General features: G+C 44.1%; 15 protein-coding genes. 5 read left to right on the forward strand and 10 right to left on the reverse strand.

Annotation, left to right across the window (positions count from 1 at the left end; genetic code table 11):
* Positions 1 to 201: 201 nt before the first annotated feature.
* Complete coding sequence (locus ACFS25_RS26635) at positions 202 to 933, forward strand: DUF4386 domain-containing protein (protein WP_381507330.1); 732 nt, start codon at positions 202 to 204, stop codon at positions 931 to 933.
* Positions 934 to 1323: 390 nt separating this feature from the next.
* The gene (locus ACFS25_RS26640; RefSeq protein WP_381507333.1) at positions 1324 to 1941 is read left to right on the forward strand and encodes a hypothetical protein; all 618 of its coding nucleotides are present in this window, start codon (positions 1324 to 1326) and stop codon (positions 1939 to 1941) included.
* A gap of 180 nt (positions 1942 to 2121) precedes the next feature.
* On the opposite strand, the gene ACFS25_RS26645 is transcribed toward ACFS25_RS26640, so the two are convergent.
* The 4 genes from ACFS25_RS26645 to ACFS25_RS26660 all read right to left on the reverse strand — a co-directional run bounded on the left by ACFS25_RS26645 (position 2122) and on the right by ACFS25_RS26660 (position 5260).
* Positions 2122 to 2679: a hypothetical protein gene (locus ACFS25_RS26645; RefSeq protein WP_381507335.1), complete on the reverse strand. Its 558-nt coding sequence runs from the start codon at positions 2677 to 2679 to the stop codon at positions 2122 to 2124.
* Between the two features lie 226 nt (positions 2680 to 2905).
* On the reverse strand, positions 2906 to 4081 hold the full coding sequence (locus ACFS25_RS26650; RefSeq protein ID WP_381507338.1) for a redoxin domain-containing protein: 1176 nt from the start codon (positions 4079 to 4081) through the stop codon (positions 2906 to 2908).
* Positions 4082 to 4666: 585 nt separating this feature from the next.
* On the reverse strand, positions 4667 to 4804 hold the full coding sequence (locus ACFS25_RS26655; protein ID WP_381507341.1) for a hypothetical protein: 138 nt from the start codon (positions 4802 to 4804) through the stop codon (positions 4667 to 4669).
* A 12-nt stretch (positions 4805 to 4816) separates the two neighbouring features.
* The gene (locus tag ACFS25_RS26660) at positions 4817 to 5260 is read right to left on the reverse strand and encodes a hypothetical protein (protein ID WP_381507344.1); all 444 of its coding nucleotides are present in this window, start codon (positions 5258 to 5260) and stop codon (positions 4817 to 4819) included.
* Positions 5261 to 5805: 545 nt separating this feature from the next.
* Here ACFS25_RS26660 and ACFS25_RS26665 point away from each other — a divergent pair.
* Entirely contained in the window at positions 5806 to 6789 is a 984-nt protein-coding gene (locus ACFS25_RS26665; RefSeq protein ID WP_381507347.1) for a site-specific integrase, read from the forward strand.
* A gap of 1036 nt (positions 6790 to 7825) precedes the next feature.
* Here ACFS25_RS26665 and ACFS25_RS26670 read toward each other — a convergent pair.
* The 6 genes from ACFS25_RS26670 to ACFS25_RS26695 form a co-directional block, all read right to left on the reverse strand.
* Positions 7826 to 8560, reverse strand: a complete 735-nt coding sequence (locus tag ACFS25_RS26670) for a LytR/AlgR family response regulator transcription factor (protein WP_381507351.1) — start codon at positions 8558 to 8560, stop codon at positions 7826 to 7828.
* Positions 8561 to 8591: 31 nt separating this feature from the next.
* The gene (locus ACFS25_RS26675) at positions 8592 to 10067 is read right to left on the reverse strand and encodes a sensor histidine kinase (RefSeq protein WP_381507353.1); all 1476 of its coding nucleotides are present in this window, start codon (positions 10065 to 10067) and stop codon (positions 8592 to 8594) included.
* A gap of 560 nt (positions 10068 to 10627) precedes the next feature.
* Positions 10628 to 11428, reverse strand: coding sequence for an SDR family oxidoreductase (locus ACFS25_RS26680; RefSeq protein ID WP_381507356.1), 801 nt, complete (start codon positions 11426 to 11428; stop codon positions 10628 to 10630).
* 295 nt (positions 11429 to 11723) lie between these two features.
* Entirely contained in the window at positions 11724 to 12062 is a 339-nt protein-coding gene (locus ACFS25_RS26685; RefSeq protein ID WP_381507359.1) for a response regulator, read from the reverse strand.
* A 277-nt stretch (positions 12063 to 12339) separates the two neighbouring features.
* A complete protein-coding gene (locus ACFS25_RS26690; protein ID WP_381507362.1) occupies positions 12340 to 13026 on the reverse strand; it encodes a recombinase family protein in 687 nt (228 codons plus the stop codon).
* Positions 13027 to 13059: 33 nt separating this feature from the next.
* Positions 13060 to 13662: a hypothetical protein gene (locus tag ACFS25_RS26695; protein ID WP_381507365.1), complete on the reverse strand. Its 603-nt coding sequence runs from the start codon at positions 13660 to 13662 to the stop codon at positions 13060 to 13062.
* 21 nt (positions 13663 to 13683) lie between these two features.
* On the opposite strand from ACFS25_RS26695, the gene ACFS25_RS26700 reads away from it, so the two are divergent.
* Positions 13684 to 14220, forward strand: coding sequence for a hypothetical protein (locus ACFS25_RS26700; protein ID WP_381507368.1), 537 nt, complete (start codon positions 13684 to 13686; stop codon positions 14218 to 14220).
* A 145-nt stretch (positions 14221 to 14365) separates the two neighbouring features.
* Complete coding sequence (locus ACFS25_RS26705; RefSeq protein WP_381507371.1) at positions 14366 to 14797, forward strand: transposase; 432 nt, start codon at positions 14366 to 14368, stop codon at positions 14795 to 14797.
* Positions 14798 to 14855 lie beyond the last annotated feature (58 nt).

Here is a 14855-nt window from a genome sequence, read left to right on the forward strand (position 1 = left end):
AACAGGGTGCGGATTGAACGAGTAAAGGATCCGATTTATGACTTAGGTTAATATAAGCTCACTTATACAACAAAATTGAAATCCTTTCATCACTGTCTCAGACCGTGTGTAACTTCTTTTCAATCAAGTAATTATTATTTAGCTAGTATCGATGCATGCTCAAGCTATTCACGGCTCATTCTTCCGGTTTGAGCTCTCTCGATGACTGATCAATCAACTCGAATGCCACTGGCCACCGTTGCCCTCATCGCCGGTAGTAGCTTACTAATTATGGTGATGGCAGCCCCCTTTGCTGAATTGTTCGTCTTCCCTAAACTGGTGGTGGCTCAAAACCCGGCTCAAACCGCCAAAAACATAATTGCCAATCAGCCTCTATTTGTCGCCGGTATCGGTGCCTATCTAATCACTTTTATTGGGGATTTGATAGTTACTTGGGCTTTATATCTGCTCCTGAAACCAGTTCATGAAAACCTTTCCCTACTAGCCGCTTGGTTTCGGTTGATTTTTGCGGTGATTGCTTTAGTGGCCCTACTCAATCTGCTCACCGTTTTCCGCCTCTTAATGACAACCGACTACTCGGCGGTATTGGAACCCAAACAGCTTCATACGCAGGCCACGCTTTGTCTGAATGCCTTTAGAAGTGGTTTCCATTTTGGCATTATATTTTTTGCCATCCATCTGGTCTTAGTAGGCTATTTAGTGATTAAGGCCAGCTACATTCCCAATTCGGTCGGTATCCTATTAATTATTACGGGGTTGGGTTATGTATTGACTAGCCTAAAGCCATATCTATTCCCTACTACTAATCTAAATTTTGTCCAATACACCTATTATGGGGAATTGATTTTTATGGGCTGGTTACTCATTAAGGGGTCCAGACTTAGGGCAGTGGACAACCAGAATCTACTAAAAAATGAGGTAAGTTCGATTTAGGTAGATTGTACTTTTTGTATTTGACTATGGTGTAATTTTCCGGCTTGTTTCTAACTTATTTCACATAACATAATGCCAGTGGCTGTTGCAAAAAGTCAGAGCCGATATATTTTTGATGCATTTGGCGGCTGTTTTCTAACGGTTTGAAGCCATAAATTGATGCTAAAACTCGCCTTACTAAGCAACCCGTTTACTTTTGCAACAGCCACGCCACTTATATAACAAAAAATGACATGGATAAGAGCAAAAGCCTTTTCGAATTGTAAGAATCCAAAGCAATATTGATTCAATAAAAGTGTAAAGAACACCCTAATTTATCCTTTATTAATACAATTTATTTCGACGGTCAATTACATTTGATTTTTATCTCATCTTAGTCTGAAAGTATCTATGAACTCGTTTCGTTTAGTCCTATCCGTAGTGTTCCTGTCCATTCTTTTTAACAGGTGCAAAAACGATAATGCGCAACCGCAAGCACCAGCTAATGTACTCATCAATGGTGATTTTGAGGCCAATCCGTTTACGCAAATTCCGCTATGGCATTCAGCCATTTTAAAAAATTCAAAAACGACCCCCAGTACCTACACCGTCGATTACTCAACTGAAGCGGCCACTTCACCTGTTCATTCGATTAAGGTCAGTTGTGATGCCGTAAAGAGCGACTCTACCTACCAACTGTTGGAACGGGTTGTTTATACCCGAGATGTTCCCATTCCAGAGGGAGCTAAGTTGACTATGAAAGTCAAAATTAAAACGGCTACTATTCAAGGAAATGGCATATCCTTCGTTTTCGGGGGGGGTGACTATATCAACGGTGTGGTAGTAACCAATTTTAAGTCATCTACAGAAGGTAAGGTTTCTATTACAGGCTCCAACGAGTTTACCGAATACACGCTTACCTGTGATTCGGCTCCCAAAGATCTCTACGCGGTGTATGTTGATCTGATCTATCTGCCTAAGACGACGGGTACTGCCTATTATGATGACATGTCATTGACCATCAATTGACGAATTGGTGCTTGATTTTTTCTCGCCATATCGACAAGAATAGCTATACAACTGGTCTAGGAAATGTACGAACTAACTGAGGGTTAGATATTTGTACATTTCCTAGACCAGTTGTATAACTACCGTGGCTGTTGCAAAACTATGAAAGGCGATTGTATTGTTCTTATACGAATAGATTGATTAGAGCCGTATTCGAATTTGAGGACCGATGTGTATACCCCAGATAGCCGGTTGGACATAGCAACCGGCCTTGATGCCCAATCCAACTCCCCTTATTACGAAGTAGTAGCCCTCTATACTGATGGGAAGCGAGACATCTGCATTCGTAGATTCGTACAGATTACTCTCACAGGCAAACGACAAATGTTGTACATAATAACCCACGCCGGCCCCTAGCTGCAAGCGAAATCGAGGGTTGGCTACCAGCGCGTATTTAGCCAGCACATAGCCTTGGTAGTCAGCCCCTTCTGAGTTAGGTACTTCCATATAAGTACCATTTGAGCGCTTCGTTGGAAAGCCATCATAATAGCCAAATGTACCCTTCATCAAGCCCGAAGAGATCGACCACCGGTTGGTCAAGTGATACTCAAAATCAGCCGAGAGGTAGGTTTTAACTTGGCTTTGGTAGAGTATTGGCGTCACATATCTCCCATAACTAATAGCGATATCATAGCTCTTTTGTTGAGCCTGAAGCGAGAAGGATAGCAAACTAAGTAGGATGAGGTATCGTGTTTTCATACAGACAAAGGTTTTGGTTTCTTAAATGACCCGTAAAAGCTCATTTGAGTTGACATTCACGTAGTATTTTTCTCGTTTTGGTGGCGCGACTATTGCCAAACGAATTACCCAAGTTTTGTAACAGCCACTAGACTTATGTAAAGAGAAAAATATAAGTTGATGTGATAACCAATTTAGTCTAGTATTCTAAGAATAGTCAAAATGCCAGACCCTTAGTCAACATATTTCAGTTTAGTAACTCGGCCATCTTTTTGTCCATTATAGCTTCGTCGTTTCCATTATAACGGCCTATAACAGCCCCCGTGGGATCAATCAATATTTTCGTCGGAAATGAGTCCACGGCATAGCGCTGACGAATACTTAATCTCTGATTAGAATTAGTAATTTTGGCTTCAATGTCAAGTATGTGTTTCCAGATACCTATGCCATCTTTATCAATTGCCTTTTTCCAAGCCACAGATGCATCCTGACAGGCAATACCAATAAATTCGACTCCTTTAGGCTGATACTTTTTATACAGATCAAGTAGATGAGGATTGCCAGCTCGACAGGGGGCGCACCAACTTCCCCAAAAATCAAGTAACACATAGCGTCCCCTATAAGTGGATAGCTTGATTGAGTCACCTTTTACGTCTATGGCTGAAAAGTCAATAGCGTGACTACCAATTGACGATTTTGCCTGATCCGAAAATGCCAATTTAGTGGCAACCTGCTGACCATCTAAACTGTGTTGAATAGGCGAACTCAAGCCGTTAAACAAGTAACGAACAGAATCAATGGCCCACGAATTTTTATAAAGGTTTAGCTCACTGATACTGACCCAAGAAGCAGGAAACTCCTCAATAAATTGATAACTAATCATTCCTAACTTATTAGCTAGCTGTCTGATTGATCGATTAATACGAGTTCGCTGAACCTCAATATCTGCTGGGTTAAGGCTCGATAAATTGTGTTCAGTTAACCGATTTAAACTGTCTTGAAGTAATCTTATTTCTTGCATCGTTACGGCTTTACGTGCATTCAGTTCGTCATTACTTTGGTGAGTTTTTGACCCGGCTACCTTAATATCCCTAAAGTGGTCATATACAAGCTGAACCTTTATTATTGCTGGTTCCAAATAGAGAAGTGTAATATTAAGGTTTTGATCATCAGGGATCATTTTTCGGTTTGCTCGTAGGATTGCTCGGGTGGGTTGATTGATACTGCCCCTGAATAAGAATGAGCCATTCTGAATGAAAGCACTATCTACTTTATCCGTACCACTGGTATCAGTATACCGTAAATACAGCATTCTAACTGATGCATTAGCGATAATGCCTTGTACCGTAAACTGATTGTTTTGAGGTCTTGCTTGATAGGAGATAAGCAACAGTAAGGTAAGAATCCACCATGTCTTCTTCATAAGATCAGAGGCTATGAAACTGTTGTATAAGTGGCATTATGTTAGTCTGCGAACTTCGTTTTTGGGAAATCTTCGGGAATCGCTTTCCATCCTTCCTCTGGTGCGCTTTCTACGTTTTCAGGTACCGAATGTGCCCAATCAATTTCGTTGACGTCTGGTTTATTACAGTTTACTCGTAATAAGAACCGCTGGTTAATAAAGTCCTTTGGGTATAAGTTAAAAACAACAAACTCCGTAAAACTTCGAGGATTAACCGTCCAAGTACCAGTGAAGGTTTTATTTAAGATTGCATATCTATAATTGACGTCTTTTCTTCCGATAGACGTACTATAGGCAATAGTGTACCGTGAGCAGTCATCAATCATATTGCTCTTTCTGTACTCTTGAATGAAATAAGCACCCAGAACTAGCACGACAACAAGAATAAGAATACCCCACTTAGGTTTTGTTTTGATAGAGTGTCTGCCCGCCATTAACTGTTATATAATCAATCTCATGTAAAGTAATACAATTTGTCAAACAAAATTCAAGCCTGTCTTACAGGCTGTAAGACAGGCTTTTGTGATGCGTCAGGCCTATGTTTGATTAAAGTTTATCCACCTTTTCTAGCTGATCAGCTTCCTTCTGTAAATACTCTCTGGTTTCCAGATCCTCTTCCACGAGCAGTCGTTGATGTAGGGTTAGGTAGCGCGCTTTTCGGGTGGTAAAGTGCTCGCTGGCCATAAACTCCTCCAATCAGGGACTGAAATCAAGCAAATCCGCTTGCTGATGCGAATAAGTGAAATACTCGGTGAAACCAACCTGAGCCAGATTAGACCACTCCTGTTTGGGGAGCGGTTGAACCGGCTTGCCCAGAAACGTATCCAATACATACGTATTGGCACAGAACGTCTGCCAGACTTTCGTTTTAGCTTCAGCGAGTTTACCCCCTTTAAAGAGCAATACAGCCCATTCAAACAGGAAGTCTGGAAATCCAATGTCATCGGGAAATGATTTGGCGAACCAGCGGGTATAGGCTAATCCCCCTTTGTAATCGGCCAGCTGAAGATAATAGCGGGTCGGCAGGTAGCGCAAGCCTCTGGAATCATCGTAGCCGCCAAAGGTTCGTTTTTCGGTGGCTAAGACTAGTTTGATATCGGCTATTTTTTTTATCAGCCGTTGGCTTTGCTTTGGTGTCATAGGTCGTACCCCGTGTTACATAACACAATGACTAATATGCATCCAATAACAGGAGTTAGCCAATTCTATTCGTCATTTTTATGAAATATAGAGGGCAGTTAGTTTGTAAATGCTACCTTAAAATAGTTATACTTTTAGTGGAAAATCGGCCCTCTTTCTCAATAACCCTATTCTCATAAAAGTACAATTCGAAAAATGATTTACCAACTGTGATGAAATGATGGCGCATCCTTTTTTTAGCAAGTTATAAGAGAGAGCGATTCCAGCGGAACATCCGTTTTATCAGTTTTCCAGATTTGATCAAGCTGTTTGATAATGGGAAGCCGTTACATTGAATACCAGTTTTCTATTTTTTGACTACAAACGTCAAACCGCCAACAGTGGAACAGGTTCCACTGTTGGCGGTTTGACGTTTGTAGTGTTGGTTCTTAAAGACTCATAACTTCTACCTATAAAATTTATTACTCGTGATAATGTTTACTTATCACGAGTAATCATATCTTTATCAAAATTTAGTTGTCGAGCTCAATTTCCTTTTCCTAATCATGAATCAACCGGATACAACTCTTAGTGCTTTAGACATAATTCCTACGCCGGAGCGAGCCCTATCGCTTCGCGTGGATGAAGAACTGCATGCCGAAGCTAGGGAGTATCTGCGGGCAGGCCTCCAGGGAGCGGCCAATTCACAGCGGGCCTATTCCACCGATCTACGACAGTATAGGTTCTGGTGTCAGGCGAATTCGTATGATTCGATACCCCTCACGCCGGTAGCCCTGGTCGAATACGTGACATTCCTAGGCCGGACTCGTTCCTTTTTTACGGTTCAGCGCCACCTGGCCAGCATCGCCAAGTATCACCGGCAAAACCAACAGGAATCCCCGACAACCCAGGAGCAATTTAAAGTCTTTATGACCGGCTTTAAACTCAAAAAGACGATACGTCAGAAACAGGCCCCGGACTTTTCCCTCAAGCAGTTTCGTCAGGCGCTGGACGCCTTGTCGCCCACCCCAACCGGTTTACGCAATCGGGCGATTTTGCTGTTGGGTTTCACGGGCGCTTTTCGGCGTAGTGAATTAGCCCAGCTTGACATTGACCATCTTCTGATGGATGATGGGGGTCTGGTAATTCGGATGAATCGGTCAAAAACGAATCAATTTGGCGAGGTGGAGGAAAAAGCTGTTTCGTATGCTAATGAGCCCGAGTACTGTCCCATTCTAGCTCTTCAACAATGGCTGACGCTAGTCGATCGGGATCAGGGGCCTTTATTTGTCCGTATTCGGAAAGGGGAGCGCGTAACCGATCAGCGGTTATCCAGTGAGTGGGTGAATATAGTAGTACAACAGCAACTGGGAGAATTTTTTACCGCTCACTCGCTACGGGCCAGTTTTGTCACGATAGCCAAAACCAATGGAGCCGATGATCTGGAGGTGATGAATCAGACTAAACATCGGACCACGACCATGATCCAGCGCTATGACCGAAGGCGGAATATCCGCAAACACAATGCGTCGGGAAAATTAGGTCTTTAATAGGAGAGGAAATCGTTTTTGTAACGCACGTTTGTTCAAGGTTAAACGTATAAAGAACTAGTTAACCCGCCGTCATATAGCTAAAAAATCGCCTACTTTCTACTTGTAAGTTACGCAGTAATCTGTTTAGTTGCTAAGCGGGTGGAAGGGAGGATATATTAGCAAATAAATCAATATGACGGTCGGCCGCTATCGCCACTTTTCTAAACCCACTGCGATACACAAGGCCCGTTGAATATCTTCCCAATAGTATCCGCTGTCGTAACCTGTAGATAAGAGCCGGGTGACTGGTGCCATCACAGATACTTAAAAAATCAGTGTCGGACCGCCGCTGCGGCGTCTTCCACGCGCTTTTTCTGAACTAGTAATGGATTAGGCTGAGGAGCCGGTTGGCCGGATACATCATCCATACCAAATATGTAATCGGTCAATCAAAAAGCCCCATTGGTTTGACCAATGAGGCTGAAGAAAGGTAACAGAGTCAAAATGTCAGTTTAAGAATCTTTATTGTATCCCCTGAAACAGGGGAGCTTTTTTTATCACTTTTTTATTGGCTCTACTACACGAATTTGGATTGAGTCTTAGATAACTCACGAGCATACAGCAGGCGTAGTATAACCTGTATTCGGGCCTAACCGATTCGTTGCCTTGGCTAGCCAGTTTGGTAGCATCTTGGGCGAAGTCAATCACGGATTTGGTATGTTGTTGATACTCGGCTATGGTTCGCCCCAAGATGACCTGTTTTCAAGTAACCTGGCCTTCTCCAGCTCGGCCTGCAAATGGCTAATGGCATATACTAAGGTAGGCCGTACCGTCCAGTAGCGTATGGAACGCAGCAAAAAAGCGGACATTCGGGGTTCTTGAGTGGCAATAAGTCCCGACCCTTGATAGACCATTTGTTGAGTGAACGCTTCTTACGCTTGGAAAATATACCGATAAATTCTTTCGTCACCCTCTCCATTAACGAACTCGGGGTGTTTTTGCTAAAGTTTAAACAGCGTCAATCTACAGGATTTAATTAATCTACAACGATCCACTACCCTTTAAGATTTAAACGTCTTCTGCTTTCAATCGTCTGGAGAAACGACTTTTTAAACTGCGAACTGACAGGAACCAGTTCGAATCCCTGATTTCGCGTAATCCCAATCTGGTCTTTCTTAACAAATTCCACTTTATCTAACGAAACTATATAGGATTTGTGAACCCGAAAGAACTGATTGGTCGGCAGTTCTTCTCCCAGTTTATTCAGCGTAGTTTTGGTCGAAAACGAATCTGCTGGCCGAAAGATGGTCGCATAATTACGCTCAGCTTCAATGTAGCAGATCTGCTCGAAAAATAACCGCTGTAATTTGCCCGCTGATTTTACGAACATAGACTCATCGGTTTTGGCAGAAGCCTCCACTATTTGGTCTTTAATTAATGGCTGCGCTTTAAGCACCGCTTTGGCGAACCGTTCAAAAGAGAACGGTTTTCGTAAATAATCAATCACATGGTAGTCATAACTCTCTAGGGCGTACTCAGGATGAGCAGTCGTTAAAATGTACTGTTGATTGGGTTTCATGATTTTCATGAAGTCAATGCCGTCGATACGATGATTAGGCATTTCTATATCTAGAAATATCAAATCGACTGGATTCGTATGAAGAAATAAAAGGGCTTCTTCCGGATTCGTAAACGTGGCTACCAGGTTCAAATAAGGAATCTTTTTGATGTTATTATCAACTAAGTGCTTAATTGATAAGTCTTCATCATCCAAAACAATGCAGTTCATAAAGTTGAATTTTTGTTAAAATTGCCCCGTCTTAGGCGTTGGTATGAGACAAATAGCTCTCTTTAAAGTCATTCGTATCCAGTACTAGTTTGATGCAAAAGCTTTCTTCGTCCTGGTCGATATCAAACGTGAACGCACGGTAGGTTAAGTCCAATCTACGGCGGGTATTCGTCAGGCCGATTTGGGTAGACTTGACCTGCTTTTTTAAGTTCTTTTGATTGCAGGTAAAGAAATCCAAGTGGGGCGGTGTCACGTCAAGCTTAATGATGAGGGGTTTTTCAGAATTCATCATGTTTCCATGCTTAAACGCATTTTCCAGCAGACCAATCAACAGAAAGGGTAATATCTGAATCTGATTGACAGGGCCTTTTACGGAAAAGTCAATACACAATTTGTGGTTATTGCGTAACTGGACCAATTCGATAAACTGCTCCATATGCTTAATTTCTTCGTCTAACCCTACTTTATCAATGGAATCCCGTACACTATACTGCATTATATCGGAGAGCATTAAAATCGAGTTGGCTAACTCATCCGAGTGCTCCAGACTTTTCATATAGAAGTAATTCAGGGTATTGAATAAAAAGTGAGGATTAATCTGGGCTTTTAAATTTTTCAGTTCCGCGTCCAGGGCATCCTGGCGCAATAAAAGCCGTTCTTCATCATCCCGCATTTGCTGCAACTCCTGGCGGTGGGCTTCTTCCAGAGCTATCTTCATATCCTGCTCCACAAGGGGAAGCGTATCATTCACCTTTCTAGCGCTATCGGTAAAATAATAAGCCGACAGATAAGCGACCAGGATGAATATAAACCACATATTAAAATAGCGGGATACTTTGGGTGGAGTCAAGTGATTAGCTTTTAGCCATTCTCCCCGCTTCACCGCCCATGGTTTTCCCTGTCTTAGGGCCGTTTCATACCGACTTGATTCGACTGGCGTCAGGTAATTATACTGGTGTGAATACCCTTTTTGAAAAAAGGAGGTATATACCAGAATACTTAATACGACTAAGAACCAGGCGAATGAGGCTTCCCGGCCCAATAACATAGCAATCAACACAATCAAGGAGTGTCCTAAAGCAAAATCAGTCAGCAGGGTATCACTGCTTGGATTGCCGATACCGACCATAAAGCAAAAGCTCATGATCATAATGGCAATCAGACTCATCCATCGCAGTCGCTTTTCGTACAGGTTGTTCGTTCTAAAACCGATTGTAACGCCCAATACCCTCCTGGCTTGGGTCGGACTCATGTTTACATACGTGTAAACGGCTGAAATGGCATTGGTGATCCCAACCAGGATATAGACATACCACAATAGATTATCCGGAACGGCCAGTCCGGTTGAGAACCATTCAGAAAAAATAAATTCGGTGGCCAGTACCAGGTAGGTGAGATTAACCACTAAGAGCAGCCGTCTCTGATTTTCCGCCACTGGTCTCGTTAATGTGTGAAGCGTTCGTTTTAACAGCTGATGGATAGTCTGCTCATTTTTTTGGGTTGCCATAAGGAATCAAGTGTAGTTGACACAGGACACGTAATGAGATGATTTTGACTGGAGTTGCTTCTCACTCAGGCCAACTTCTTTAGCCATAACGTGGGTTCTACTCCCTTTTTCAAAATCACTAAATGATCCCATGAGGGTTTGGGTTAAGTCCGCTATGTGGAGATCATTTTCATTAATCACCCACATAGCTGTATTCAATTTGAAGTGAGCTAGGACACTCTCCACTAATAGGGGTAACAGATGATAAGTTGATGGCCCATTTATCAAGGCAACACATGTCCGTTAAGTCCGCCTGAGTAAACAGGTAAATACTCCGTTCATACATTAACCTCCTGTCCACTCTGTTGGTAGCGAACGCCTGCTGTACCGTGAACTGTCTTCTGTAGTAGCTTGATCGCTTCGGGTTCAACCGTCCTTTTAACGACGATGGTTAACTCTCACTGTCGAAAAATTGATGAAGGTTCCGGCATTTTTTTAAAGGCAATCGTGGCTAGAGCCAAGTGGCGTATTGGTTATAAACGACGTTAAAAAAGCTTTTTTAACCAATACGTTTAATCGATCTACATCTCGTAATGGGTACGAATCATTCGTTCGTAGATCCTAGTCGGTAAAAGCTGTTTCAAGAGAACGGAGAACTTTTCCAGTGATTTCCCCACCCGGTACATGCGTTCCACGCGTGGTGACTGCATGATTTTATCAATTAATGGCCCGAACTCATCTGGCTTAATGCCCTGGCTCACACTTTCGTCGATTAATGTATACGTGCGATCAAACGTTTTCTTATAAACACTATCCGTTGGTAGGGAAACCCGCAATCGATTCTTATTAATATCCGTTTTGGTACCTCCTGGCTGGATATAACAGGCTTGAATACCAAACGAAGCGACTTCAAAACGAAGGGCTTCTGTCAATCGATCAACAGCTGCTTTACTGGCACAATAGCCTCCCCGGAAAGGCAATCCCGCTTCAGCCGCTATGGAACTGATATTGATAATTAAACCAGATTTTTGCTGACGCATGGATGGCAATACTGCCTGTATTGTCCGAAGCGTTCCAAACACGTTCGTATCAAATACTTTTTGAAAATCTGCCAGCGGAAGTGATTCAACGGGACCAGCAATGGCAAGCCCTGCATTGTTAATTAATACATCAATATGTCCTTGTGCCTGTAGAATGTGTTGAATACCCACGTGGATGTTTTCCTCATCGCATACGTCCATAGTTAACGTATGAAACGATTTTGATAGTTGTTCAATAGACCGTGATGTACCATATACGATATGACCCTTATCTGTCAAATAATTGGCTATAGTTTCCCCTAAGCCCGTCGAGGCACCCGTAATCAAAATAACTTTAGGCATACTCTTTCTTAAAAAATGTTTCTTAGAAAACGATCATTAGATGGATTGTATTTTTTAACGAATCGCTTTTACTATACTGGTGACCCAACATTTTTTCATACAAGCTGAAAATCAAGGGAATGTATCGTTAAATAAAGTTACAGGCCGAACAAGCCAGGACGTTAGCATTGACTCGCCAGCCACAACAGGCCATTGAGCCTGAGCAGAAGCGTACTCTAGGATGGGGTCCAGGCAGGTAATAGAGTAGTTTTTAAGCGAATTCGCTCATCGTAAGCTACGGCTACTAAGCAACCGTTTACTCAGAAAACGAAGAAGCACCTACTAAATAAGCCGTCCCAATGGTGGTTGGTAATTCGTCGGTTGTCAGGATGATAATTGGTAGAAAACGGCCTTGGGCATGAGTCCGCAGGAAAGCTAGAAAGTCAAAACCATTCAAGCTAGTGCCTAAGTCAATATCTAATAAAATAAGCTTTTGTCCTCGGTTATCTAATCCATTAATATAGCTTATCGCTTCTAAAGCACTGGAAACTTGACTAAACGAGGCTTCAGGAAAGCTATCCCTGCAGGCTCGGTTTAAAATGTCTCCCAGCAGCGAGTCATCATCCACTAGGAGAATAGGGAATTTGAGTGCCACAAGGTGTTGGGTTAAAGAGCAACTTGACCGACGGCTCAGCAGATGGGGTGGGGAAGGGACTCAGTAGAAACTGATTAATGAAAGGTAGCCTTATTTTGATTGCTGTACCAGCCTTTCTTCGTACATAGTCACTTGGTTGGATCCCTCAACATCATCGTGATGCTTATAGCTATCGATAATTTACCACGGCCATCTACTGCCCCCGATGCCTTATCATCCAGGAGGATCACGACGCTCTCATCGGTTATCAATAAAGTAATATGGCAAAAACGTCCGGCTAGTAGCCTGTTTTTTTAAGGAGTAGGGCTCTCTGGTGTAAACGCCTTACTTGCGTAGCGATAAACGTACAATTACGTGGGGTTTTAAACCCGGCTGCATTGAGTTGCTGAGCAATCTGTGGGTAACTGAGGCCACCAGCGCGGAGGCTGTCAATCAATGCCGATGCTCGGCGGCTATTCTCATTATCATCCGCCATTTCACTAGACACCTGGGCGCCCAAAAGCCCCGCTGCGGCCTTCTTCTCATTTGGCCCGCCCGTTCGCCATTCGCCTACCCGCAATCGCTTCTGATCCAATGCCTGCTTAGTCCTAAGGCCAATTAATTCCCGTTCCCGGTCGGCAATGGCCATGAACAGCGTCAGGGTGAACTTATCCAGATTGGGAATATCGCAACTTTCCAGCCGCCCCTCCAGCTCCCGATAGATAAGCAGCGCCAGTTCGGTGTTGCGGCTGAGTCGGTCAATCTTGGCTACTACCAGCGTAGCCCCTTCCTGTTGGCAGAGAGCTAGAGCTTGTTTCAGCTGAGGACGCTTACTAATGGTTTTGCCCGATCGTATGTCGGTGAACTCCCCAATGATGGGCTTTCCCGTGTAGTAGTGATCAACGTAGGCCCGCTGGGCGTCGAGACCAAGTCCTGACTCGCCTTGCTTCTTGGTGGACACCCGAAAATATAAAACGTACTGCATTGTCAACAGATTCATTGGTCAATAATTGGTAGGCTACGTTAACAACATCGCTATCAGCCAGGCAAAAGCAAAACCGATCAACAAATAGGAATAGGGCCTACGGCCGGGACCCGGATTATGCACGAAGTACAGAATAGAGCCTAGGGCTAACCCGGAAACCGTATACCGCACCGGAGTCGCGTACTGAAAAAACACCGAAGGGGAAGCAACGTGACCCGACACCCACTGGATTAGTCCGGAAAGGATAAAAACCACCAGCGCCAGGATCAAGGTTAGTCGTTGCTCATAGCGAAAGTTTTCTTCCCGAATGGCGTCTCGCTCCGCCTTGGGGAGCTGATTATAGGTGAGTTCCTTAATGACATGACCGGCGACTACTTTCGGGGTGAAGGGAAGGGTAGACTTAAGAAAAAAACTATCCCCCGAATCCGACCGTCCAGCCGCTGTTTTAAACGTGATGTAGAATTTGCGGAACGTATCCATCCGCTCGATAACAGCCTGCATATCCCGCAGTTCCTCTTCCGATACCGCTACCTCTTTAATCACCAGGGAAGTAAGGACTTCATCACTTTTTTGCCGCTTGAGTTCGTCATTTACGGCCTCAACAGTCACGGTGATTTTCGTAAACTTGGTTTCCATGTTAGTAGGATTGACAAAGCCATGACGCACATCGTGGGCTTATGCATCCACAAAGGACTAATCAGTGGCCATACCCAGGTGATCGATTCAGCCTACATCAAAGCCAATGCGTCGATGAGTCGGCTAAAGCGAAAAACGGCCATCTGGCCTTCTGAGACTACTTCTTCGTTAGGCAAACCGAGTCCCCCTCGACTAACCGCTTCTGAAGAACGCATAAAGCACATTCACCGCTTTCATGGCAATATTCGGAAAGCAGCGCCTAACAAAGCTGGCCAACTTCTGAGCAATCTCACCCACTATAGTCCCACTGACCCCGATGCCCGTATAGCTTTCAAAACTGGCAAGCCCCGCCAACTGGCGTATATGGCCAGCGTGAGCGTCGATGTGTCTCAGCACGTGATCACCCATATTCAGGCCAACTCGGCCGACCGGCGCGACAGTCGCAACCTGATGCCCATTGTCGACACGACGCGGGACCGTTTGACCGGGTTTGGCGTAGCCATAAGTAATGTAGTGGCTGACGCCGCCGGGCCGCCGGTGCGGATACAGTTCCGGTGAGAATTACGAACAGCTGGAAATCAGAGGGTTAACTGGATTCGTTTCACCCCACGGCAAGTACAAGGACGAGCGGCCTGGCTTTCATTACGATACCAAGAGCGACAGCTACACGTGTAGTCAAGGAAAACGCTTAGCCTTTGACAGGTTGCTGGTCGATAAGCAGGGGAACCTAAAAAAACGCTACCTGGCTAAGGCCTCCGATTGCAAGAACTGCCCCCTCAGTGAGCCGTGTAAGGGCAAGAAAGCCAGCGAAAAGCGATTGCATCATACCGCCTATAAAGCCCACTATGAGCGAATGGTGAAGCGGTTGTCGAGTCGGTTGGGCAAACGTATGATGCGAATCCGTTCGGCAACGGTAGAGCCCGTCTTAGGCAGCTTAATCAACTACTACGGCTTGCGTCAAATCAATACCCGGAGCCGGGAAGCGGCAGCCAAAGTGATGTATATAGCGGCCATGGCCTACAATTTGAAGAAGTATCTGCGCTTTACGCCCGTTGAACAGAGTGGGATGGTAATCGCTCTACCAATACCTGACCAGTTTTGTTATATACTGATCTACTTTTGCAACAGCCACTGAGCTTATATTAACCTAAGTCATAAATCGGATCCTTTACTCGTTCAATCCGCACCCTGTT

It is taken from the genome of Spirosoma flavum, assembly GCF_042686045.1.
GTDB lineage: Bacteria > Bacteroidota > Bacteroidia > Cytophagales > Spirosomataceae > Spirosoma > Spirosoma flavum.

Bases quoted from the DNA above. Each gene is read 5' to 3' on its own strand.
- ACFS25_RS26635 (WP_381507330.1), top strand. From the start codon at position 202: ATGACTGATCAATCAACTCGAATGCCACTGGCCACCGTTGCCCTCATC.
- ACFS25_RS26640 (WP_381507333.1), top strand. From the start codon at position 1,324: ATGAACTCGTTTCGTTTAGTCCTATCCGTAGTGTTCCTGTCCATTCTT.
- ACFS25_RS26645 (WP_381507335.1), bottom strand. From the start codon at position 2,679: ATGAAAACACGATACCTCATCCTACTTAGTTTGCTATCCTTCTCGCTT.
- ACFS25_RS26650 (WP_381507338.1), bottom strand. From the start codon at position 4,081: ATGAAGAAGACATGGTGGATTCTTACCTTACTGTTGCTTATCTCCTAT.
- ACFS25_RS26655 (WP_381507341.1), bottom strand. From the start codon at position 4,804: ATGGCCAGCGAGCACTTTACCACCCGAAAAGCGCGCTACCTAACCCTA.
- ACFS25_RS26660 (WP_381507344.1), bottom strand. From the start codon at position 5,260: ATGACACCAAAGCAAAGCCAACGGCTGATAAAAAAAATAGCCGATATC.
- ACFS25_RS26665 (WP_381507347.1), top strand. From the start codon at position 5,806: ATGAATCAACCGGATACAACTCTTAGTGCTTTAGACATAATTCCTACG.
- ACFS25_RS26670 (WP_381507351.1), bottom strand. From the start codon at position 8,560: ATGAACTGCATTGTTTTGGATGATGAAGACTTATCAATTAAGCACTTA.
- ACFS25_RS26675 (WP_381507353.1), bottom strand. From the start codon at position 10,067: ATGGCAACCCAAAAAAATGAGCAGACTATCCATCAGCTGTTAAAACGA.
- ACFS25_RS26680 (WP_381507356.1), bottom strand. From the start codon at position 11,428: ATGCCTAAAGTTATTTTGATTACGGGTGCCTCGACGGGCTTAGGGGAA.
- ACFS25_RS26690 (WP_381507362.1), bottom strand. From the start codon at position 13,026: ATGCAGTACGTTTTATATTTTCGGGTGTCCACCAAGAAGCAAGGCGAG.
- ACFS25_RS26695 (WP_381507365.1), bottom strand. From the start codon at position 13,662: ATGGAAACCAAGTTTACGAAAATCACCGTGACTGTTGAGGCCGTAAAT.
- ACFS25_RS26700 (WP_381507368.1), top strand. From the start codon at position 13,684: ATGACGCACATCGTGGGCTTATGCATCCACAAAGGACTAATCAGTGGC.